Annotated in this window: 16 protein-coding genes; 6 read left to right on the top strand and 10 right to left on the bottom strand. The window is 64.6% G+C overall.

All coding sequences use genetic code 11. From position 1 onward, the window contains the following. Window positions 1–357: 357 nt before the first annotated feature. From S4A8_RS01645 to S4A8_RS01635, 3 genes are all read left to right on the top strand, one after another. The gene (locus S4A8_RS01645) at window positions 358–2184 is read left to right on the top strand and encodes a CocE/NonD family hydrolase (protein WP_353218766.1); all 1827 of its coding nucleotides are present in this window, start codon (window positions 358–360) and stop codon (window positions 2182–2184) included. 95 nt (window positions 2185–2279) lie between these two features. Continuing rightward, window positions 2280–3596, top strand: a complete 1317-nt coding sequence (locus tag S4A8_RS01640) for a short-chain fatty acid transporter (protein WP_353218765.1) — start codon at window positions 2280–2282, stop codon at window positions 3594–3596. 86 nt (window positions 3597–3682) lie between these two features. Beyond that, on the top strand, window positions 3683–4363 hold the full coding sequence (locus S4A8_RS01635; protein WP_353177990.1) for a GntR family transcriptional regulator: 681 nt from the start codon (window positions 3683–3685) through the stop codon (window positions 4361–4363). 212 nt (window positions 4364–4575) lie between these two features. Here S4A8_RS01635 and S4A8_RS01630 read toward each other — a convergent pair whose 3' ends face one another. The 5 genes from S4A8_RS01630 to S4A8_RS01610 form a co-directional block, all read right to left on the bottom strand. Next, window positions 4576–5436 carry a hypothetical protein gene (locus tag S4A8_RS01630; RefSeq protein ID WP_353218764.1) on the bottom strand — a complete coding sequence of 287 codons (861 nt, stop codon included), beginning with the start codon at window positions 5434–5436 and terminating at the stop codon, window positions 4576–4578. A gap of 239 nt (window positions 5437–5675) precedes the next feature. Continuing rightward, a complete protein-coding gene (locus S4A8_RS01625) occupies window positions 5676–6335 on the bottom strand; it encodes a YceH family protein (RefSeq protein ID WP_353218763.1) in 660 nt (219 codons plus the stop codon). Window positions 6336–6468: 133 nt separating this feature from the next. Continuing rightward, window positions 6469–8067, bottom strand: a complete 1599-nt coding sequence (locus S4A8_RS01620) for a sodium:solute symporter family protein (protein WP_353218762.1) — start codon at window positions 8065–8067, stop codon at window positions 6469–6471. Window positions 8068–8088: 21 nt separating this feature from the next. After that, complete coding sequence (locus S4A8_RS01615; protein ID WP_353178000.1) at window positions 8089–8235, bottom strand: hypothetical protein; 147 nt, start codon at window positions 8233–8235, stop codon at window positions 8089–8091. Between the two features lie 33 nt (window positions 8236–8268). Further along, window positions 8269–9489 (bottom strand): Zn-dependent hydrolase, encoded by a 1221-nt coding sequence (locus tag S4A8_RS01610; RefSeq protein WP_353218928.1) that lies wholly within the window; start codon window positions 9487–9489, stop codon window positions 8269–8271. A 195-nt stretch (window positions 9490–9684) separates the two neighbouring features. On the opposite strand from S4A8_RS01610, the gene S4A8_RS01605 reads away from it, so the two are divergent. Then, window positions 9685–10677: a LysR family transcriptional regulator gene (locus S4A8_RS01605; RefSeq protein ID WP_353218761.1), complete on the top strand. Its 993-nt coding sequence runs from the start codon at window positions 9685–9687 to the stop codon at window positions 10675–10677. A gap of 7 nt (window positions 10678–10684) precedes the next feature. Here the strand turns inward: S4A8_RS01605 and S4A8_RS01600 are convergent, their stop codons facing one another. Genes S4A8_RS01600 through S4A8_RS01585 form a run of 4 tightly spaced genes read right to left on the bottom strand, consistent with a single transcriptional unit; the run spans window position 10685 to window position 16799 of the window. Then, complete coding sequence (locus S4A8_RS01600; protein ID WP_353178006.1) at window positions 10685–11035, bottom strand: TraR/DksA family transcriptional regulator; 351 nt, start codon at window positions 11033–11035, stop codon at window positions 10685–10687. A gap of 55 nt (window positions 11036–11090) precedes the next feature. Beyond that, entirely contained in the window at window positions 11091–12032 is a 942-nt protein-coding gene (locus S4A8_RS01595) for a S66 peptidase family protein (RefSeq protein WP_353218760.1), read from the bottom strand. Further along, window positions 12022–15525, bottom strand: a complete 3504-nt coding sequence (locus S4A8_RS01590; protein ID WP_353218759.1) for an ATP-binding protein — start codon at window positions 15523–15525, stop codon at window positions 12022–12024. Before S4A8_RS01590 ends, S4A8_RS01595 begins: the two co-directional genes overlap by 11 nt. After that, window positions 15522–16799 (bottom strand): metallophosphoesterase family protein, encoded by a 1278-nt coding sequence (locus S4A8_RS01585; RefSeq protein WP_353218758.1) that lies wholly within the window; start codon window positions 16797–16799, stop codon window positions 15522–15524. Before S4A8_RS01585 ends, S4A8_RS01590 begins: the two co-directional genes overlap by 4 nt. 107 nt (window positions 16800–16906) lie before the next feature. Here S4A8_RS01585 and S4A8_RS01580 point away from each other — a divergent pair, with 107 nt between their 5' ends. Beyond that, window positions 16907–18022 (top strand): DUF1615 domain-containing protein, encoded by a 1116-nt coding sequence (locus tag S4A8_RS01580; RefSeq protein WP_353218757.1) that lies wholly within the window; start codon window positions 16907–16909, stop codon window positions 18020–18022. A 26-nt stretch (window positions 18023–18048) separates the two neighbouring features. On the opposite strand, the gene S4A8_RS01575 is transcribed toward S4A8_RS01580, so the two are convergent. After that, on the bottom strand, window positions 18049–20013 hold the full coding sequence (locus S4A8_RS01575; RefSeq protein ID WP_353218756.1) for an alkyl/aryl-sulfatase: 1965 nt from the start codon (window positions 20011–20013) through the stop codon (window positions 18049–18051). Window positions 20014–20226: 213 nt separating this feature from the next. Here S4A8_RS01575 and S4A8_RS01570 point away from each other — a divergent pair, with 213 nt between their 5' ends. Continuing rightward, window positions 20227–21243: an AraC family transcriptional regulator gene (locus tag S4A8_RS01570; RefSeq protein WP_353218755.1), complete on the top strand. Its 1017-nt coding sequence runs from the start codon at window positions 20227–20229 to the stop codon at window positions 21241–21243. Window positions 21244–21316: the final 73 nt, after the last annotated feature.

Raw genomic sequence — 21316 nt, 5'->3', positions numbered from 1 at the left:
AAGCGTGATTGATACACGTTTGTGCTTGGACATCAGTCTAACGTGAATCGCCGCTCGGTTCCGCCCATCCGCGGTCAAGCGTCGCGTGTGCGGTGTGGATGCCGGCTTGCCGGTTTCGGCGTCCAGCGGCGTTCAGGCCGCCGTTACGGATCGGTGCCCGTGGCTGATCGCTGTCTGTCCCGGCGGGCTTGTCGCGTCGCCGGCCGACCCGGCCTATTGAATTAAAAGGGAATATCGCGGCGCGCACAGGAGATGAACCATGTTGCATTAAAAATATCAATATAGAATTTTTGACATGTCAAAAAAATACGTTCAACCTCCGATCGATCCCGATATGCCGTAACAGGAGTCCACACGGTGGCGATTGATCCGATGTTTCATCCCGAGAATTGGCAGGCGCAGCGAACGCCTGCGTTCGAGGGGGCCCGGCTTTCGTCCCGCTATCTGTCCATGCGGGACGGTATTCGGCTGGCGCTGGACGTCCATCTGCCCGGCGTTCGCCCTGCAGCCCACGATCGCTTTCCCGTCGTGGCTTTCTTCACGCCGTACTACCGGCGTATGAAACTCAAACCCGGCGCGCCGGCGGATACCGAGGCCTGCCCGAATATCGCGGTGTTCCGGTCGTTGCTACTGGCGCGCGGCTATGCGCTGGTGGCGGTTGATGTGCGCGGCAGCGGGGCATCGTTCGGCGCGCGCACCGGGCTGCGTTCGCCCAACGAGCGGGGCGACTATCTCGAGATCGTGGAATGGATCAGCCAGCAGCCCTGGTGCAGCGGTTCGATCGGTGTGACGGGTATTTCCTACCTGGGGGCGGCAGCCGATTTCACCGCTTCGTGGGCGCATCCGGCGGTCAAGGCGATCGTGCCGCATTCAGCGGTCTGGGATACCTGGTCCAATCAGCTGTATCCGGGCGGGGTGATGTGCCGGCGGCTGGTCAAGGAATACGGCAACCTCATGGAGGCTTTGGACGACGACGCCGCCGAAGATCGCGCCAAGTTCCCCTATTTCCGTGGCGATCATTTCGACGGGCCGGCACCGGTCGACGACGATGTCGACGAAACACAGCTCAACGCCGCGCTCGAAGACCATGTGGCCAATTTCGATATGGCCGATTTCGTCCACCAGCTGCCGTTTCGTGATCGCGCGTTACATACGGTGCCGGATTTCACGTCGGCGATCATCAGCCCCTATCACTATGCCAACCGTGCCGCCGACGCGCAGACCGCGGTCTATACGATTTCCGGCTGGTTCGATGGCCACTACTCGCGCGGCGCCGCACTGCGTTTCAACTGGCAGCAGAATCCGCACAAGCGCCTGATGCTTGGCGCCTGGGATCATGGGGCGCGCACCGGCATCAGCCCGTTCGCGCACGACCCGGCGCCGCAATCCAAGGCGCTGGCGGAAACGCTGCGTTTTTTCGACGAACATCTGATGGGCCTGGAAACAGGGCTGGCCGACGAGGCGCCCGTGCACTACTACACGGTGGGCGAGGAGCAATGGAAAACCGCTGAAACCTGGCCGCCGGCCCAGGTCGAGGCCCGTACGTTGTACTTTCAGGCTGATCATCGCCTGGCCGAGGCCGCACCGTCAGCGGGCGCCGAGGCCGATCGCTATGTCGGTGACTACCGTTGTGCCAGCGGCAACCAGTCCCGCTACAACCGGCTGTATGCGCAGAACGTCTCCGACTATTACAGCGACTGGGACGGACGCGATGCACGCATGCTCTGCTACACGAGCGCGTGCTTTGATAGCGCCATGGAACTGACCGGCCATCCGGTCGTGCGCCTGTTCGTGGCCAGCGACACGGAGGATTGCGCGCTGTTCGTCTATATCGAGGATATCGATACCGAAGGCCGTGCACACCACGTCACCGAAGGCGTATTCCGGGCGTTGCATCGGCGTATCTCGCCCGGGCCCGCGAACATTCCGCAGATCGGGCCGAACCATAGTTTCGACGCACGCGATGCGCGTTATCTCACGCCCGGCGAGTACAGCGAAATCGCTTTCGATCTGTTGCCCATTTCGTGGCTGTTCAAGCCCGGCCACCGCCTGCGTGTGGCGATCGCGCTGGCCGACAGCGACCATTTTTCACGTATCCCGGACGGGATCGTGCCCACGATTGATGTGGCACGTCATGCCGGTCGGGCTTCTCATATCGAACTGCCGGTAATGCCGCGCGATTGACGTCGTGCGACCCGGGGCGCGTACCAGGTGAGGGCCAGCGTCGGCGCCCCGGATGTCGGATTTGTAATAACCAGACCTAGAAACGGGGGCTTTCCATGCAATTGTTGACACGGCTTTGTTTGCGGTTCGTCCAGACCTGTCTGCCCAACGCGATGTTGCTCGCGATCGGCCTGACGCTGGTGGTATTCGTGCTCGGCCTGACCGTCGAGGGCCAGAGTGCCTACGTCATGCTCAACGGTTGGGGCGACGGTTTCTCCAATCTGTATAAATTCGCGATGCAGATGAGCCTGATACTGCTCACCGGCTTCGTGATCGCCAAGAGTCCGTCGGTCGGGCGCATGATCGACCGTCTCGCCGAGGTCCCCAACAACCCCGCCCAGGCCGCCGGCCTGATCGCGGTGGTCTCGATGGTGACGTTCTATATCAACTGGGGCTTCGGCATGATCGTCGGCGCCTTTCTGGCCCGCGAAATGGGGCGTCGGGTCAAGGGCCTGCATTTTCCGCTCGCGGTGGCCGCCGCCTATTCGGGCGAGATCATTCGCGGTACCACGGCATCGATTCCGTTGCTGATGGCCTCGGAGGGCAATTTCATGCAGGACGTGGTCGGTGTCGTGCCGATCACCGAAACGCTTTATTCCTGGTGGAATATCCTCCTGTCTCTGATGCTGCTGGTCCTGCTTTATGTCGTCTATACGCGGGTGCGGCCCGATGTCGACGAGATCAAGCAGTTCCAGGGCGAGGCGCTCGATAACGAGGTGGAAGCGGTCGATACCCGCGATATGCCCTGGGCCGAGAAGCTCGAACATTACCGCCTGCCCAATATTCTGCTGGCACTGCTGCCGCTGGGCTATCTGGTGATTAACTTTCACGAGCTGGGGTTCACCCTGAGCCTGAATCTGGTCATCCTCATCTTCCTGACCATCGGGCTGTTGCTACAGCCGAGCCCGGCGAGTTTCGGCATGGCGATCAAGGAAGGCGTGCGGTCGTGCCGCGGCATCATCATGCAGTTTCCGCTGTATGCCGGTATTGCCGGCATGGTCAAGACATCGGGGCTCGCCGACAGCCTGGCCATGTGGTTCGTTGAGATCGCCAACGTCCACACCTTTCCGATTCTCACCTTCATTTCTGCCGGCCTGATCAACATCATGATTCCGTCCGGTGGCGGCCAGTGGGCCATACAGGGCCCGATCATGCTCGAAGCCGCCAAAGCCATCGGCGCCGATATTCCGCAGACCATCATGGCCTTCACCTGGGGCGATGCCTGGACCAATCAGATGCAGCCGTTCTGGGCGCTGCCGCTACTTGGCGTGGCCGGTCTGTCGGCACGCGACATCATGGGCTATTGCGTGATGTGGACGTTGATCTGCGGGGTGACCATTATGTCCGTGTTCGTACTATTGTCGGCCATGTGACCCGGCGTGGGCGGGTGCCACTGCAATGTTAAAGTGGCGCCTGTCGCCGCCCGGCGGCGCGATCATGGCTCGACGGACACGCGTGCATGCGACAACCCCAGAAGCACAGCCTCAATGCACAGGCATTCGCGACGCTTAGAGGCGATATCGTCTCCTGCACCTTGAAGCCCGGCGCGACCATCAGCGAAGCCTGGCTGGCCGAGCATTACCCGCTGGGTAAGGCCGCGATCCGGCACGCGCTGGCACGACTGACCCAGCAGGGGCTGACCATCAATCAGGGGCGGCGCGGCTATACGGTCGCGCCGATCACCATCAAGAGTATTCGCGACAGCTATCAGGTGCGTCGTTTGATCGAGCCGGAGCTGTGCCGGTTGGTCGCCGGGCGGCTGGATGCGCAAACGCTGGCCCAGCTGCACGAATGCAGCGCGGCCAGCTATGACCGCAGCGACGCCGCCGAAATGGTTGCGTTTTCCGAGGCCAATCACCGCTTTCATTGCCTGATCGCCGAGGCGGCCGGCAATCAGCGGCTGACGCGTCTGATGCAGGAGCTGTCCGACGATCACCTGCGTATCGCCTATGTGAGCATGTTTCACGGCCAGTCGGGCCGGCACTGGAGCGAAGACCATGCCCGCATCGTGACGCAGCTGGAAGCCGGTCAGGCCGAACATGCGGCCCGCACGATGCGCGAACATCTCGAAGCCAGCGAACAGGCCACGCTGGACGCGGTACTCAATCTGCCGGACTTGCTTGAGACGTCGCTGACTTAATCGACCCGGCACAAAAGCAGCTGACCGCGCCAGCTGCTTTTGCTGAGCGACGACACGAATAGCATCGGTCGCGGCCCGACTTGGCGACCCATGTCCGGGCCGGGTGGTGTCCTGGATCCGGCGTTTGTCCCGACCCACCCGCTGCACCACGGATGCCGCGTTGGCTTACCGACCGTCATGCGCCAACGCGGCCCGCGCGTGAGTGATCGCGATCACCGGTTCTGGAGTTCCTCGCAATGCGCGTCGGTCCAGGCCTTGAGCTCGTTGAGTGCTGCCTCGAAGCGGGGCGACTCCAGCGGGGCGTGGCCGGGGTGGTGGCGCAGCACGTCGGCCATGGTGTTCATCTGCTCGCGCGGCGTGTCGGCATGGACTTCGCGGGCGGCCTCGGAGATGCTGTCGGCGATTTCCCGAAGCTGCTCGTTGTCGACTTCCACGCTGCCCGGCACCCCGAGGGCAACCACGGGCAGCAGCCCGGCGGCGGTGGTCAGGCAGTCCTGCATGCGACCCGGATCCATCTTGGAGAGTCGTTTCATGCCCTCGGCGGATTTTTCGCTCATCTGCGGCGATTGCGTGCCCGTGCTCGTGAGCAAGTCGTCGATACGCGACTTGTGCTTGTTGTAGAAGTCGACGTTGCGCTGGACCAGCGGCGGCATACCCGGTGCCTGCCCATTACTATCCTGTGTGACGAACGCGTTCACTTGCGCGAGCACCAGCGACATATACGCGCGTACATAGCTTCGACCGTCGAAGTCATGGCGCGCGAGCAGTGCCCGTTTGCGCGGATCGGCGTCGAGCCGATCGCCGGCCTGCTCGATCGAATCCGCCATGTTGCTCGCCTGGGGCTGGGTATCGTCGTCGCCGAGTGCGTCGATCTCGTCGCTGGCCTCAACGTCGGCCTCGACCGCTTCCAGACGCGACAGCAGGTCTTCGCTCAGAGGCATAATCGGTGGGCCGTCGGCGTTCGTCGCCCCGTTCGGCGCAGATGAATCCGGCCCCGGCTGACTATGGCCAACGAGCCAGCTCAAAACCAGCAACACGGCCACGGCCGTTTGTATCGCACGAATATGACGCATCAAGGCTCCTGTTCGGTTGGATCGAAACCGAGAGCCTGTTGTACGTCGCGGCCGGCGTCCAGGATAGCTGGCCAGATCAATACATTGCGCGTTAATTACTGTTTCGACAAAGAAAAGTCCAGACGGGCCGATACGTCGATCATACGCGCTGGCTTGTCGTCACAGACCGGGTTGGCGCCGCGCCGGCCGCGTCCATGAACTGGGTCCGTAGCCGGGTCGACGCGTCAGCCGGTCTCGGCTCAGCCGGTTTCCCCAAGCTGCGCTCGTAAACGCGCATTTTCGGCTTCGAGTTCGTGTACCCGTGCTTCCAGTTCGGCGATACGGCTCGGCGCCGAGGTCCCATCGCCGCGGGCCGCGGCCGCCTTCTGGGCATGGGCTGCGATATCCACCGGCCCGCAGAGCTGATGCATGAACTCAGCTTCCTTGCGACCAGGCGTACGGGGTAGCTGAACGAACAGCGCATGGTCGTCGTCGCCGAGCAGTTCGTTGACCGCGGCCGTCACGGCGGCGTTGTCGTCGAAGATGTGCAGCCGGCCGCTGCGTGCGCGCAGCTCGCCGGGTGTCTGCGGCCCGCGCAGCAGAAGGAGGGTGAGCACGGCGTACTGGCCCTTGGATAGCTGCAGGTCGTTGTAGGTGGTATTGCACAGGCGCTGCTTGTATTTTTCGACGCCGTTTTTGAAGTTCTCTTCGATATGGACGAGGCTGCGATCGCGTAGCGCGCGGGCCGCGCGCTGAACCTCGGCCGGCTTGAGCGCCATGACCGGATCGCGCGAGGACTTCTGGTTGGCTGCATTGGTCAGCGCGTTGAGCGTGAGCGGATACTGGTCCGGCGTGGTGACGGCCTTTTCCATCAGACAGCCGATGATGCGGGCTTCGATAGCGGTGAGTTGAGGCAGCATTCAGTCTCTCGCAAACGGGAATCGACAGCGCCGAGTCTAACGCCTGCAGTGCCGTGCATTGTGTGGGCAGCCATAAAAAAGCCCGGCGTCGCGATGCGAGGCCGGGCTTTTTCCAGGGCTTCGAACGCGGGCGCTACAGACCGAGCTGCACGAAGAAATAGCCCCACAGTCCGCCGGCGATGACGAGCATGGCGATCAGCGCGATCCAGACCCGCCGGTATTCGCGGATCAGCGATGCGCCGCTGGCATCCTCGGCCAGAAAGCGGCCGATGGTGATCTCGGCCATGCGCTGGCCTTTCATTTCCTCGAAGCGCTCGAGTTCGTAGGCGCTGGGTTTGAAGGTCAGGCACAGCACGATGAGCGTGATCGTGCCCAGGGCGAAGGCCATCATCAGGTTGTCGATGCCGGCCGGATAGCTGATCAGCTCGTGGCGTTCCAGCTCGCCGAGCACGATGAAGCTGATCGAGCCCACCAGCATGCAGGCCAGCACCGCCGGCGCACTCGCCCGGCGCCATTTCATGGCCGCAACAATCGTCGGCAGCCAGGCGACCGCGAAGATCGAGCCGGCATAGATGGAAATCCAGTAGATGCCGGCGGGCCGGGCGATGGCGATCACGCAGACGATAACGGAGACGATTACCTGCGAAATACGCCCGGCGAGCACGCTGTTTTTCTCGTTCAGCTTCTTTTCGAACAGTTTTTCGTAGAGATCGCGCGCCAGGGCGAACCCGGTGAGCACGAACAGCGTAGACGCCGTCGACATGATCGAGGCCATCAGACCCGCCAGGCCCACGCCAGCCAGTACCGGGTTGGTGTGGTCCATGAAGCCCACGATCATGGCGCGGTCTGCCGGCTCGATGCCGGGCTGGATGACCTGCATGGCGGATGCCGCGAGATACACCATCAGCTGCATCGCCGGGGCGAAGAACACGCCGATGATCGCGACCTTGAGAATCACGAAATCGTTCTTGGCCGGGAATACACGCGACACCAGCGCTGGCGTACAGGCAAAGAACAGAATCCAGACCAGGAACTGCGAGATCGACCAGCTCAGGTCGCGATGGTCGGCCCCGGCCAGCGTCCAGTAGCCGGGTAGCCGCTCGCCCAGATCGCGAATACTGTCCATGCCGGCCTGATCGATGAGCATCGGCGAGATCACGAACGCGATCGCCAGCATGGTGAAGAACATCATGGTGTCGGTATAGACCACGCCATACATGCCCGACAGGCTGCAGAAGATCATCAGCGCGAAGGTAAAGGCGATGATAATCACCGGGAACGGCACGTCGATGATTTCGGCGAGCACCAGCCCCGCGCCGATGAGCTGGATGATGCCGTAGCCGAGCAGCCCGACGACCATGAGAATGAGTGCGACCACGCTCACCCATTTGTTGTTGAAGCGCCGATCGAAGAAATCCATCATCGTGCGGCATTCCATCGCCTTCATCTTGCGCCCGATCCAGACCACCGCGATCAGCGTGCCCAGCCACGCGCCGAACGAGCCCAGCGCACCGATGACCAGCGGGCCTTCGCTATAGGAAATCCCGGCGATGCCCATGAGCGTGACCGCGCTCAGAAAGGTTGCCGCCAGCGTGCCGGTGAGCAGCAGCGTCGAGCCCTGTTCGCCCATCACGTAGAAGTCGTCCCGATTCTTGATGAAACGGGTCAGCCCGGCCGCCACGATGACGTAGGCCGCCAGCACGGCGACGAATATGGTGAGTGTGATGTTCATGGTCGCTCCCCCGAGATGCGCTTAGCGCTTGTCGCCGTGTTCGCGCTTGAGGCGCGCGATGGTCGGGCGGTATTCGCGCAGCAGAATCGCGGCCACCACCACGCAACAGATCACGGTGGTCAGCAGCGCATTGCCGAACAGCATTAGAACGTAGGGTTTGAAATCCATGGGGTTTCCTCGTTGGGTTAGGCCGCTCGGGTCTCAGGCGCGCCCGGCACGGGCCAGCGCGGCGTTGAGCAGTACATCGGCGGCCTGTTTGGCGTGCTCGGGTTCGATTGATTCGGCTTCGTGATGGCTCAGCCCGTCGGCACAGGGAATGAATACCATGGCCGTGGGGCAGTGTCTGGCCAGATGGAAGGCATCGTGGCCGGCGCCGCTGATCATGTCCTGCCAGGATAGTTTCAGTGCCTTCGCGGCCTCGCGCACATGGCCGACACAGGCTTCATCGAAGGGCAGGGCCGCGCTGTGCCAGTGTAGCGACAGATCGTGATCCACGCCGCGGGCCGTGCCGATACGTTCGAAGTGTTCGCCGATCGCCTCGATCGCCGCATCGACCACGGCGTCGTCGGGGTGGCGCAGATCGAGGGTGAAATGCACATCGGCGGCGATCGTATTGCGCGAGGCGTGGGGAATATCGATCTCGCCGATCGTGGCCAGCAGGCCATCGACACCCGCGACGTAGTCTTCGACCGCCGTGATCGCGGCGCTGGCAGCAAACAGGGCGTCGCGGCGCAGCGCCATCGGCGTGGTACCGGCATGTCCGGCCTTGCCGCCAAAATGAACATCCAGCCAGCGAATCGCCTGGCCACCGGTAACCACGCCGATGGTCTTGTCGTTATCTTCGAGTACCGGACCCTGTTCGATATGGGCTTCGAAATAGGCGTCGATCGGCCGGGCGAGGGCCGCGTCGCCGGCCTCGCCGGTCGCTTCGAGACTTTCGGCCACCGTTCGTCCGTTCGCATCCGCCCGGGCCAAGCCGGCATCGAGCGCCATCGCGCCAGTGAATACGGACGAACCCAGCATCGCTGGCGTGAAGCGCGCGCCTTCCTCGTTGGTCCAGTTGGCGATCTCGATCGGCGCGACAGTGTCGATATCGTTTTCGTTGAGCGTGCGTACAGCTTCGAGCGCGGCCAGCACGCCCAGCACGCCATCGAAACGCCCGCCCTTGGGCTGGGTGTCCAGATGGCTGCCGAGCACGACCGGCGGTTTGTCTTCACGGCCCGCGCGGCGGGCGAACAGATTGCCGATCGCATCGCGGGTAACGGTGAGATCTTCGGCTTCGGCCCATTGCACGAACAGGGCACGACCGGCTGCATCTTCTTCGCTCAGCGCCAGCCGGCTGCTGCCGCCGTTGGCGGTGGCGCCGATTTCGGCCATCGCCATCAGGCTTTGCCACAGTCGCTTGCCGTTGGTTTCGAGCATGAAGTCTTCCCGGATAAAAGCGGCGCCGCGGCGCTGGGCCACGCGTTCGCAAACGCCGTGGCGTGCCGTCATGGCGGTCGAATCGATTGCACGGCATAGGGCGCGGCCATGCCCGGCGCGCTCGCTATGTCTTTTTCATCTAGCGGTACACACGCGCCATGAGTCAAAGCACGCGATATTATTCGCATTATTAGTATGGCTAATAATAAAGTGAATACCGATATGCATGACGCCCCCGATCAGCCGACGTCGGCGAGCTGCGAGCACGGCAAACGCGCCCTGGCCGCCCGGCTGGACTGGAACCTCATCCGCACGTTCGTCGTGGTCGCCGACGAACTCAATCTCAGCCGGGCGGCCGAGCGCCTGTTCGTGACCCAGCCGGCGGTCAGCCAGGCGCTCAAACGCCTGCAATCACAGCTTGGCTATACGCTGGTGCAGCGGCGTGGGCCGCAGATCGCGCTGACCGCGGCGGGCGAGGAGGTGCATCGCATCGCACGCGGCGTATTCGCCGACGTCTCCAGCCTGGAAATGCCGGCCGGCGATTCCCTCGATCAGGTGGTCGGCCGGGTCAAGCTGCTCACCGTCAGTCGGATGCATTCGCGCCGTTACAACGAATTTCTGGCTGATTTTCATCGTCGTTATCCGCGTGTGGAGTTGGAAATCGAGGTCCTGCGGGGCCACGATCTGTTGCTGGCGATGCGCCAGAATACGGCGTCGTTCGGCATCGGGCTGTGCCGGGTCGATACGCCGCCGATCGAGCGCCGCCTGATCGTGCCCCAGCGGTATGCGCTGTTCTGCGGGCCGCCGCATCCGCTCTACGACCGCGCCGATGTGGATATCGCCCGGTTGCTGCACGAGGACCTGGTGACCTTCACCGGCGATTATCTCGGCGACACGCTCTCGCCGTTGACGCTGTTTCGAGAGCACCACGGCTTTCAGGGGCGCCTGGCGGCCTCGTCGTCGAATCTCGAAGAAGTCTGCCGGCTCATCATGTGCGGCTATGGCATCGGCTTTTTGCCCGAAGGTGCGTTTCGACGTGAAACCGAAAACGGCATGTTGCGCAAACTACCGCCGGAAGAAGGGCTGGCGGATGTCGATATCCATCTGCTCTGGAACAGCCAGCGGCCGTTGCGCGCAGCCGAGACGGTGTTTCGCGACGAACTGCTCGCGGCGTTCGATCGCCCGTAGACCGCGTCTATTCCCGAGCGGCCGCACAGTCCAGGCAGCGCAGCGTGGTCGGATCGTGGGCCAGACGTGCGTTGCCGATCGGTTCGTCGCAGTCCAGGCAATAGCCGAAGTCGGGGCTGTCGAGCCGCTTGCGGGTGGCGGCCACGCGTTGCAGTGTCTGGTTCGCCCGGTTGCGGGCTGCGCGACTCATCGCCTGGGCCTGCATCGCATCCATGCGCGATAACCGGCCCTGGCGGGTCTGGTCCAGTTCGACCGCCGCGTCGGCATTTGCGCTGTCGTCGAGATAGGCGCGGGCCTCGGCTTCGAGTTCGTCGAGACGCTCGGCAAGACGTTCGCGGGATAGCTCGGTGTCGTTCATCACGCCAGCTTGGCCCAATGGCAGGCCGCTGCAAAGCGCCTGGCCGACGGCGGGATTACGTGTCGACGAAGAGCCGGTTTTGCGCGATCGTGGCGCGGGCCCCGTAGCGCCAGGCGTGATTCACAAAGCCATGCCCGACCGGCGCGTCGTAATAAAGGGCGATGCCGCGAGCCTGGGTGTGTTCGGCGAATATCTCGATCAGCGAATCCATGCCGCAGGCCAGTGCACAGCGCTCGAAGCGCCCGAGAACGAGGGCTTTCACGCGGTGCGTATCGACCGAGTCGAGCAGCTGTTGCAAACAGCGTTCGAGCCGGAATTCGGCTTCGCCGACATCTTCGAGCACCAGGATGGCATCGTCTTCCAGCGTCAACGCGGCCGGCGTGCCGGCCACGCTGGCCAGGGTGGTGAGATTGCCGCCGACCACGCGCCCGGCAAGCGGTTCGGCCGGGCCGCCGTGATAGGCCAGCGGCCATTCGCTGGGCTGATTTTTCAGGCAGGCCGCCAGCGACGCCATCGAGGCCGCCCGGGCCTGTTGCTCGGCCGGGGTTTCGCCGGGCAGGGCCAGTTCGGTGGCCACCGAGGCATGAATCGCGGCGCGCTCGTGGCGGGCGAATGCGGCCAACAGCAGGCTCATATCCGAATAGCCGACCAGCGGCACGTCGCGTGGAATGCGCTGCCAGTCGATCGCCTGTACGAACTGGGCGCTGCCGTAGCCGCCACGCAGGCACCACACGGCATCGACTTTCGGCCATTCGAAGGCGGCCTGCAGGTCGGCCAGGCGATCGGCGGCGGTGCCGGCGAGATAGCGGTGATGATCGCGGGCGTGGGTGCTGAGCCGGGCGTCGATGCCGGCGGCTGCCAGGACGGCCAGCGCGGTATCGATGCGTTCATCCTTGACGCCGCCGGCCGGCGCGATCAGCGCGATGCGCATACCGGCAAGCGGTCGCAGCGCTTCGACAAGCGCGGCCGAGGGTTCAAGCGTGGGTTCACAGCTCATGGGTTTGTACGCGATCGCCCAGCTTTTCTGCGGCCATGTCGCGCAGATGCTGATGGTGGGTGAAGAACAGGACCTGGGTTTTTTCGGCCAGCCCGGCCAGCACGTCGAGGCCGACCAGGGCACGCTCGTCGTCGAAGTTGATGAACAGATCGTCGGCGACCACCGGCAGGGGCGCGGCCCGCTGCAGGTAGTCCTCGATCGCGGCGATACGCAGGGCCAGATAGAGCTGGTCGCGGGTGCCTTCGCTCATGCCGGCCGGGCGCACGCGTGAACCGTCGGCGCGTACGCCCACGATCTGCAGCTCGTCGCGCTCGTCGAAGTCGCCGGCCAGGCGTTCGAAGGCGCCGCCGGTGAGCTGGTTCATGAGCGCGGAGCCGCGTTCGATGAGCGGGCGCTGCTTGTCCATGGCATAGCGCTGGCCCGCCCATTTGAGCAGCAGAGCCGCGGTGCCCACCCGCAGGTAACGCTCGGCGGCGTCCTGCATGTCGGCGAGGGCGGTCTGGCGTTCGGCCGCGGCGGTCACGGCGCGATCGTCGCCGCCGATGGCCTCGAAATCGGCGCGGGCTTCGTTGCGGGCGTCGCGGGCCGGGCCCAGTTCGTCGTCCACGTCCTTGAGCTGATCGGCCAGGGCATCGATCTGTTCGCGCAGCGAATCGAGATCGCTGGCCTCGACCGCGGCGATGAGATTGTCCACCGTCTGGCCATCGCCCTGTTCGGCCAGGGTGTCGGCGGTGGCGGCCTGTTCGTCTGCCAGCGCCCGGCGGCGTTCGGCACGCGTGATCACGCTTTCGAGCGCCTGGGCATCGGCGACACCCGCCTGCCGACAGAGCGCGTCGATACGACGCTGGGCCTCGGTCTGGGTGGCCTCGTGCTCAGCGATCTGTTCGCCCTGGCGCTGGCGATCGCTTTGGCGGGTCTGTAGCCGATCGTGGCGGCTCTGGGCGTCGCGTAGCGCGGCGTTGAGTCGTTGCACGCTTTGCTCGGCGGTTTCGTTTTCGTTCGCGGTTCGGCCCGTGGCGTCGAGCACCTGCGCCAGCCGCTGTTCGAAACGCTGGCGGCGTTCGACGAGATCGGCCTGTTCGGCGGCCAGATCGCGGCTGGTACGCGCATGCTCACGCGCGCTGTCGAGCACCTCGAGCGCGGCCCGGCCGGCCTCGGCGTCCAGATGCGCGTCCAGACCAAGTTCGGCAAGAGCCGCGTGCCAGCGTTGCTGCCACTCGGCGAGGGCCGTTTCGGCCGTCGTGTGTTCGCTAAGCAACGTATCGATACGGCGGGCGTAGTCGCCGCGTTCGCGTTCGATACGCCGGCGTTCGTCGCTGCGGCGTTTTTCGCGTTCGACTGTCTGGCGGGCCTGTTCGATCAGCACCGCCAGGGCGGTGTGGGTCGATTTGTCGCCATGGCCGAGCAGCTCGAGGAGCTGTGTACGTTGCGCTTCGATACGCGCGGCCAGATCGTCGCGGGCGGCGGCGGCTTCGATACGGTCGGCGCGTGCCGTAAGCAGGCCGTCGCGGCGGTCGAGCCAGTCCCGCATGGCGGCCGGGCTGGCGGGCTCGATATCGGCCGACAGCCACAGGGCTTTCCATTCGGTTCGCAGCCCGTCGAGACGGGCCCTGGCGTCGTCGCGACGCGCCGTGGCCTGTTCGAGTGCCTGTTCGCGTTCGGCTACATGACGCTGGCGTTCGGCGTCCTGGGCAATGGCTTCGGCCCGGTCGAAACGGGCATCGGCCAGTTCGTCGGCCGCCTGCGTGCTGCGCTCGAAGGCAGCGACCGGGTTCTTTTCGCTGGCCTTGTCGAGTGCCGGCGTTTCGGGCTGGTCGAACAGATCCGGTTCGCGCTTTTCGACATAGCGCCGGCGTACGAGCTGCCAGCAGGCATCGCGATGCGAACGGCTCGATTGCAGCGCCTCGATACTCGGCAGTGCCTCGTCGGCGCGGCGGCGGGCCAGGGCATCGCGGGCGCGTTCGACCTCGTCGCTCAGTTCGTCGAGGCGTTGCTGATGACGCTTGTGCGCCTCGCTGGCGTCGGCGATCCCGGTATCGAATTCATCGACGCGCTCGCGGGCGGGCACCGCCAGGCCGGCCAGCGTGTCGCTGTCGGCCACCGCAGGTTTCAGGGTGGCCAGGCGACGTTCGATATCGCGATCCAGGCGGTCGACGTTCGCCTGGGCGCTGCGCAGCTCGGCTTCGAGATCGCCTTCGCGGGTGGTGGCGGTCAGCCAGGCTTCGAGCGCGGCGGTATCGCGGCTATCACCCAGCGATTGCAGCTCGTCGGCCAGCCGTGCGTCGGCTTTGCGGGCGTTTTGGAGGTTGTTTGCCGCATGCGCGACGCTCTGGCGAAGGGTGGCTTCATCGGTGGCGATACGCCGGGCCTGGGCGAGGGCGGTGGCGCTCGGCCAGGGCGTATGCTCGTCCTGCCAGCCCAGCTCGGCGCGATCGCGGTCCAGTGCCTGGGCCAGCCGGGCGCGCTCGCGTTCGATTTCCGCAATGCGCTCGCGGTCGGTGGCGATCTGCCCGCGCTGCTCGGCCAGGCGCTCGATGGTGTCCCCGGCCTCGCGCAGGGCGGGTTCGTCGACCAGCGTTTCGATTTCTGCGTCGATGGCCGCGATCTGATCCTGGATGGAGGCAATCGCGATACGGCTGGATTCAAGCGTCTGGCAGGCGCGCTCGAAGGCCGGCCGGGCATCGGCGTCCAGGTCGGGTGTTTCTTGAAGCTCGGCAAGTTCGGCTTCGATCTCGCGATAGCGGCGGGCCGGGCGGGCGACGCGGCGAATACGTTCGAGCTCGAGGCGTTGGTGGTCGAGCGCGCGGCGGCGTTCGGCGAGCTGTTCGTAGTGTGCTTCGGCGGCGTCGAAGGCCTCGCGGCGGCGCTGCCAGTCGCCGACCGTGACTTCGTGTTCGCGAATATCGGCGTCGGCCGTCTTGAGCCGGGCTTCGGCCTGATAGTAACGACGGTTCTGGGAGGCGTTGGGCGCCCACAGCCCGTCCGCCTCGGCCACCAGGGCTTCGCGTTCGGCGAGCACGTCCGCCAGCCCCGAGCCGGCCGAAAGCAGGGCGGTATCGGCGTTGGCATCGGCCGCGGCCAGGGTTTCGCCGCCGGCACGCAGGCCTTCGTGGTCGAGGCTGAACATGCGGGTGAAAAACGCCCGGTCCGCGCCCGCGAGCTGGAGGTCCAGCTCCGTTTCCAGCGTGTTTGCGGGCCCGCCCTCTGCATCGAGCAGCGTGTTCTTGCGGCCCTTTTTGCGGATCGCCTCGATCTCGGCTTCGCCGGCCTCGATACGTGCACCGATACGCAGGGCGTTGTAGGCGTGTACGAAGTTCAGGTCGGTCTGGGTCGGAAAACCGAACAGGAAATCGCCGATCGCGCTGCGGGCGGTGGATTTGCCGGCCTCGTTGGCGCCGAACACGAGTTGCAGGTCGGTTGCGCCGCGTGCGAAGGCCAGCCGGCGATCGGTGAAATGACCATAGGCGAGAAGATCGAGTTGCGCGAACCTCACGGCGCGCTCTCGTCGGCGGCCAGGCGCGAGAGTAGATAATCGCCGGCACCGTCGATGAGCGTGGCCGTATCGCCGTCGATGGCCGCGCGCAGCAGTACGTCGTCGGCGTGTTCGCGTATCTCGTAGGGCAGGCGTTCGGCCAGGCGGCGAATATCCTTTTCGATCATCGCCCGAATATCGGGGTCGTCGGCGGCCTCGTCGAGCAGGCGCTGCATTTCGCCCAGCGCGTCCTGGCGTTCGCGCCGGGTGGCGGCATCGAGTGCGGGCGTGGTCGCCAGCTTGATCTTTTCGACATAGACCTGGGCGGCGCCCAGCCCGGCGGCCGCGGCTCGGGCTTCGGCCAGCAGGCGTTCGGGCGCGGCGGCGAGTTGGTCGTGCAGAGCAGTGGTGCCGGTCAGGCGCAGGCGTACCGCCAGAAGACGCCCCTCGACGGCGTTCGCGCCGTTTTCGATCGCCCGGCGCATGGCCGCAATCACGTCGTTGAAGTCGTCGGCGGCGGCGATGTCCACCTCGCTTTCGGCCCAGCGGGCGACATCACAATGAATCGCGTGCAGCTCGGCCACGCGACCGTCTTCCACCACGACTTCATAGGCGCTCTTGGCCCCGGTTTCGCGAATGGACCGGCCCTGGAGATTGCCCGAGAACACCACATGCGGATGTTCGGCCAGCACCTCGGCGGCGTGAACGTGGCCCAGCGCCCAGTAGTCATAGCCCTTGGCAGTGAGTTCGTCGAGCGAGCAGGGCGCATAGTTGGCGTGACCGCCACGCCCGCCCAGGCCCGTATGCAGCACGCCGATATTGAAGTGCTCGGCAACCGGCGCGGGGTAGCCGGGCACCAGATTGTCAGTGACCGCGCGCTCGGCATAGCTTGTGCCATGAATGGCCACGTCGAGATGTTCGAGCACGGTGGTTTCAGCGTCTTCGTGCGAGAACACGTACACGTTGTTCGGCAGCGACAGGCTGCGCGTCATCTGGTTCTGGGCGTCGTGGTTGCCGTGGATCAGATACACCGGGATCGACGCGCTGGCCAGGCGGTGCATCTGGCGCACGAAGAACACGCCGGTCTGATAATCGCGCCAGTCGCCGTCGTAGACGTCGCCGGCGATGATCACGAAATCCACCGCGCGTTCGATGGCCGCGTCGATGAGCGCGGTCAGTGCTTCCCGGGTGGCCAGGCGCAGCCGCTCGGCGACCCCGGGCACATCCTCCGAAAGCCCGCGCATGGGGCTGTCGAGATGGATATCGGCGGCATGGATGAAGCGAAACGAGCGCAAGGACGAAAGCGTGATGACGAAACAGGTGGGTGCATCTTATCCCGCACGCGGGGCAGGCCCAACGCCCGTGTTCGCATAAAACGCGGCGCTCGGGCAGAGTCGCGCTCATGTCGAGTGTCGTTGCTACCCGCGCGCTGCGCGCAGTCGTTGCCCTGAACCTGTTGTGGCTGGCCGGCTGTGCCGCGCTGCGCCCTACCGAAGTGCCCCGCCGGCCGGCCGCCGAGGTGCGCGCCGAGCTGGTGTCGCGCATGCCCGCGAGCGTGGACGATCGCGCCGGCTGGGCAGCCGATATCGAAACCGCTTTCGCGGCGCAGAATATCGAGGCGTCGACCTCCAATCTGTGCGCGACGCTGGCGGTGATCGCCCAGGAATCGTCCTACCGCGTCGCGCCGGTCGTTCCAGGGCTGTCGCGTATCGCCCGCGCCGAGATCGAGCGACGGGCGGCGAGCGCCCACATACCGGGTTTTCTGCTCGACAAGGCTCTGGACCTCGAATCCGCCACCGGCCAGACCTACGACGAACGCCTCGATACGGTGCGCACCGAAAACGACTTGAACGATCTGTTCGAGGAGTTCATCGATCGCGTGCCGTTGGGCAGCACGCTCTTCGGCGGATTCAATCCGGTGCATACCGGCGGGCCGATGCAGGTGGCGATTGATTTTGCCGAAGAACATGCCGACGACTATCCGTACGCCGATGCGCAATCGGTGCGCGAGGAAGTGTTCAGCCGCCGTGGCGGGCTGTATTTCGGCATCGGTCACCTGCTGGGTTACGAGGTCGATTATCCGAGCCCGCTATACCGCTTTGCCGACTACAACGCCGGCTGGTATGCCAGCCGCAACGCTGCGTTTCAGCGCGCGGTGAGCCAGCTCACGGGCATCGAACTCGCGCTCGATGGCGACCTGATTGCCTATCGTGCGTTTTCCATCAGCCAGACCGAGCGGGCGACCAAATCCCTGCGCGAACGCCTCGATATGAGCGAAGGCGCGATCCGTCGCGATCTCACCGAAGGACGCGGGCCGGATTTCGAGCGCACACGCCTTTACAAGCGGGTCTATGCGCTGGCCGACGCGGATGCCGGCCAGCGGGTCGAACGGGTGATTCTGCCCGGTATCACCCTCGAAAGCCCCAAGATCACTCGCAAGCTCACCACCGCCTGGTTCGCCGAGCGTGTGTATTCACGCTGGCAGGCGTGCATGGACCGCGCCGGGGCGCCGCGATAGGGCGACCCGGCGCGCTGCGATGACGGTCAGGGCGTGACGATGGCGAAGTCGCGATCGGGCACCTGCAGCAGCGAGAAGAAGCGGCCGAGACTGGCGCGGTCGCCGTCGACCTTGAGTTGCTTCGGGGACAGTTTGCCGCCGATCAACGCCAGCAGCGCCGGATGGGTGAGATGAACGGTGGCGTTCGCATCGTCGGCGATCGGGCGTTGCCAGTGGTGGAGCACGCCGTTTTCGATGGCGAGCACGTGGTTTTGCCCCAGGTCGGTGAAGTCGAAGTTGATGGTGAGGTCGCCCTTCGCGGCTTCGGGGCCGTTCAGGCGCGCCGCCATGGCATCGAAGAAGCGCGCGATCGGCACCTGGCGTAGCAGGCCGATGCCGCGCGACATATCCAGCGATGTGCCCATCGCGCCGTCACGCAATTCCTTGGCGCCTGTGAGATAGATATCGCGCCACGGGCCGGATTCGGCCTGGTAGCCAAGCTGGTCGTAGGTGTTTGCCAGCAGTTGCCGGGCGGCGTCGTTGTTTGGCTCGGCGAACACCACGTGGTTGAGCACTTCGGCTGTCCAGCGATAGTCGCCGGCATTGAAGGATTGCCGGGCCTTGGCGACGACGGCATCGGTGCCGCCCATGAATTCGACGTATTTGCGTGCCGATTCGCTCGGCGGCAACGGATTCAGATGGGCCGGGTTGCCGTCGAACCAGCCGAAATACCATTGATACACGGCCTTGGCATCGTGGCTGACGGTGCCGTAGTAGCCGCGGTTGTGAAAGGGTTTCGCCAGCGATTCGGGCAGGGTGAGTTGCTCGGCGATCTCGCGCGGGGTGTAGCCGGCGTTGGCCAGACGCAGGGTCTGGTCGTGGATGTATTTATAGGTGTCGCGTTGCACCTTGAGATAATCGACGATCTCGTCGTGACCCCAGACCGGCCAGTGATGGCTGTTGAACACGACTTCGGCACGTTGGCCGTAGCGTTGCAGTGCTTCGTCGATATAGTCGCTCCATTTGAGTGCGTCGCGCACCTTTGCACCGCGCAGGGTATAGACGTTGTGCAGCGTATGGCTGACGATTTCGGCGCCGCAGAAGGCCTTGAACTGGGGTAGGTAGAAGGTCAGTTCAGCGGGTGCTTCGGATTCGGGCGTGTACTGGAAATCGAAGTCGACCCCGTCGACGGTCAGCGTCTGGCCGGTATGGTCGATGGTGTCGGTGGGCGCGAGAATACTGAAATGCCCCTTGGACGGGGCCTTGCCCAGCCCCGAATCCACATGGCCGCGTGCATCGCGGGCCAGGGCGCCGCCGAACATATAGGTCGCGCGCCGTCCCATGGCCGGGCCGGCGAGCAGGTTTTCGCTGGTGGACTCCTGCATGAAGCCCTTGGGCGCGATGATACGGACGTTGTCGCGCCGGGCCTGCTCGGGGCTGAGCACGCCCTCGATGCCGCCGAAATGGTCGATATGGCTGTGCGTGAAGATGACTGCCACGATCGGCTTGTCGCCGATGATATGCGCCTTGGCCATCTGCCATGCCGCGGCGGCGGTTTCGGCGGTGGTCAACGGGTCCACCACGATCCAGCCGCTGTCGCCCTCGATCAGCGACATGTTCGACAGGTCGTAGCCGCGTAGCTGATAGACGCGGTCGGTGACCTTGTACAGGCCGTGCAGGTCGTTGAGCTTGGCCTGGCGCCACAGGCTCGGATTGACCGTGGCCGGGGCGTCGCCTTCGATGAAATCGTAAGCCGTCATGTCCCAGATGGGCTGGCCGTCGCTGTCTTTGATAACCAGCGCCGGATCACGGGCGATCAGGCCGCGCTCGGCGGCATCGAAATCGCCGCGATCGGCAAGCGGTAAACGTTCGGCGACGTGCGTATTGGCCGTGCGGGTGGCGGCGCTCGCCTGCGGCGTTTCGCCATGTTCTTGTGCGCGCGCCGCCGGCGTTTGCAGACCCAGGGCGATGATGGTGGCAAGCAGCGTCGTGCTATGGATGTGTCTTTTCATGTATATCCCCTCGTTGATATGGCATCGCGGCTATGTTCTTGAATACGTGGATGCGCCGCCGGCACGCGTGTGATCTCGCCTGCGTTGTGCAATAACCCGCCCGGGCGTGTGTGGCATGCGATACCGCTTCATGGTCGTCTTCTTGCCGGGCGGTGTATTGACTTTGTGTGCCGTTTTTTTAACTTTGGGTGACAGCACAAATCGGTGCATGGAATGCCCAGTCTGGTTCGAAACAGTGCACTCGATGGATTTGGTCGCTTCGTCGGCGAACTGGGTGGCAATGCCCAGGCATTACTGTGCGACTGCGGCCTGCCGGCGGATATCGAAACCCGCGTGGACGCATTCCTGCCGTATCGCACGTTGATTGCCTTGCTGGAATTGTGTGCACAGCGGTTGAACTGTCCGGATTTCGGCATGCGCCTGGCCAGTGTGCAGGGCATCGAGATTCTGGGGCCGCTGGCCGTGGCCATACGGCATGCCGCGACCGTGGCCGAGGCGATCGAACAGGCCGCGAAATACCTGCACGTATTCAACCCCGGCCAGCGCATGACCATCCGGCGCGAAGGCGCGTTGGTGTGTCTTCGTTTCGAGATATTGCTCGAGAACGTGCCCTATACCCGCCAGGCCAACGAACGCGCGCTGGTGTTTCTCAAGCGGGCACTGGAACTGGGCGGCGATGTCGCGCCGCCGCGGCGCGTGTTGTTTGCCGACGGCCAGCTTGCGCCGGTGGCTGCCTATCGCCGGGTTTTCGGTCCCGGCGCGCTCTTGTTCGAGCAGGCCGAATGTGGCCTGGATGTCGACAAGGCCACCATGGCCGCGTCGCTGCAGCGTTCCAATCCGCATATCCGCTCGATGGCGATCGCGTTCATGGAGCAGGCGGCCGGCCCGCGTGCGCAACAGGTGTCATTGCGCGTACGCGAGATCTGTCGCCGGCTTTTGCCCACCGGTGGGGCATCGATCGATATCGCAGCCGAATATCTCAATCTCAATCGGCGTACCCTGCAGCGCCGGCTCGTCGACGAGGGCACCTGCTTTTCGGCGGTGCTGGATGGCGCCCGGGCCCATATGGCCACGCGGTATCTGGCCGAGGCCGACCTGCCGCTGGGCCAGGTCGCGGCACTTCTGGGCTATACCGAGCAAAGCGCGCTCAATCGCGCCTGTCGGCGCTGGTTCGATGCCACGCCGCGTACTTATCGCCAGCGCCTGCAGGCGGATGAAACACGTGACTGAGCCGCGTGTGTATCGCCGCGGCGGCGGCTGTCGCCTTGCAAAAGTCGTATTGCCGGGAGCGTCACGACATGTG

Source organism: Salinisphaera sp. S4-8, assembly GCF_040361235.1.
Classification (GTDB): Bacteria; Pseudomonadota; Gammaproteobacteria; order Nevskiales; family Salinisphaeraceae; genus Salinisphaera.
Note: the sequence above shows the minus strand (reverse complement) of the source record. Positions and strands in the feature narration are given on the sequence as shown.

Bases quoted from the DNA above. Each gene is read 5' to 3' on its own strand.
- S4A8_RS01640 (WP_353218765.1), top strand. From the start codon at position 2,280: ATGCAATTGTTGACACGGCTTTGTTTGCGGTTCGTCCAGACCTGTCTG.
- S4A8_RS01635 (WP_353177990.1), top strand. From the start codon at position 3,683: ATGCGACAACCCCAGAAGCACAGCCTCAATGCACAGGCATTCGCGACG.
- S4A8_RS01630 (WP_353218764.1), bottom strand. From the start codon at position 5,436: ATGCGTCATATTCGTGCGATACAAACGGCCGTGGCCGTGTTGCTGGTT.
- S4A8_RS01625 (WP_353218763.1), bottom strand. From the start codon at position 6,335: ATGCTGCCTCAACTCACCGCTATCGAAGCCCGCATCATCGGCTGTCTG.
- S4A8_RS01620 (WP_353218762.1), bottom strand. From the start codon at position 8,067: ATGAACATCACACTCACCATATTCGTCGCCGTGCTGGCGGCCTACGTC.
- S4A8_RS01615 (WP_353178000.1), bottom strand. From the start codon at position 8,235: ATGGATTTCAAACCCTACGTTCTAATGCTGTTCGGCAATGCGCTGCTG.
- S4A8_RS01610 (WP_353218928.1), bottom strand. From the start codon at position 9,489: ATGCTCGAAACCAACGGCAAGCGACTGTGGCAAAGCCTGATGGCGATG.
- S4A8_RS01605 (WP_353218761.1), top strand. From the start codon at position 9,685: ATGGCTAATAATAAAGTGAATACCGATATGCATGACGCCCCCGATCAG.
- S4A8_RS01600 (WP_353178006.1), bottom strand. From the start codon at position 11,035: ATGAACGACACCGAGCTATCCCGCGAACGTCTTGCCGAGCGTCTCGAC.
- S4A8_RS01595 (WP_353218760.1), bottom strand. From the start codon at position 12,032: ATGAGCTGTGAACCCACGCTTGAACCCTCGGCCGCGCTTGTCGAAGCG.
- S4A8_RS01580 (WP_353218757.1), top strand. From the start codon at position 16,907: ATGTCGAGTGTCGTTGCTACCCGCGCGCTGCGCGCAGTCGTTGCCCTG.
- S4A8_RS01575 (WP_353218756.1), bottom strand. From the start codon at position 20,013: ATGAAAAGACACATCCATAGCACGACGCTGCTTGCCACCATCATCGCC.
- S4A8_RS01570 (WP_353218755.1), top strand. From the start codon at position 20,227: ATGCCCAGTCTGGTTCGAAACAGTGCACTCGATGGATTTGGTCGCTTC.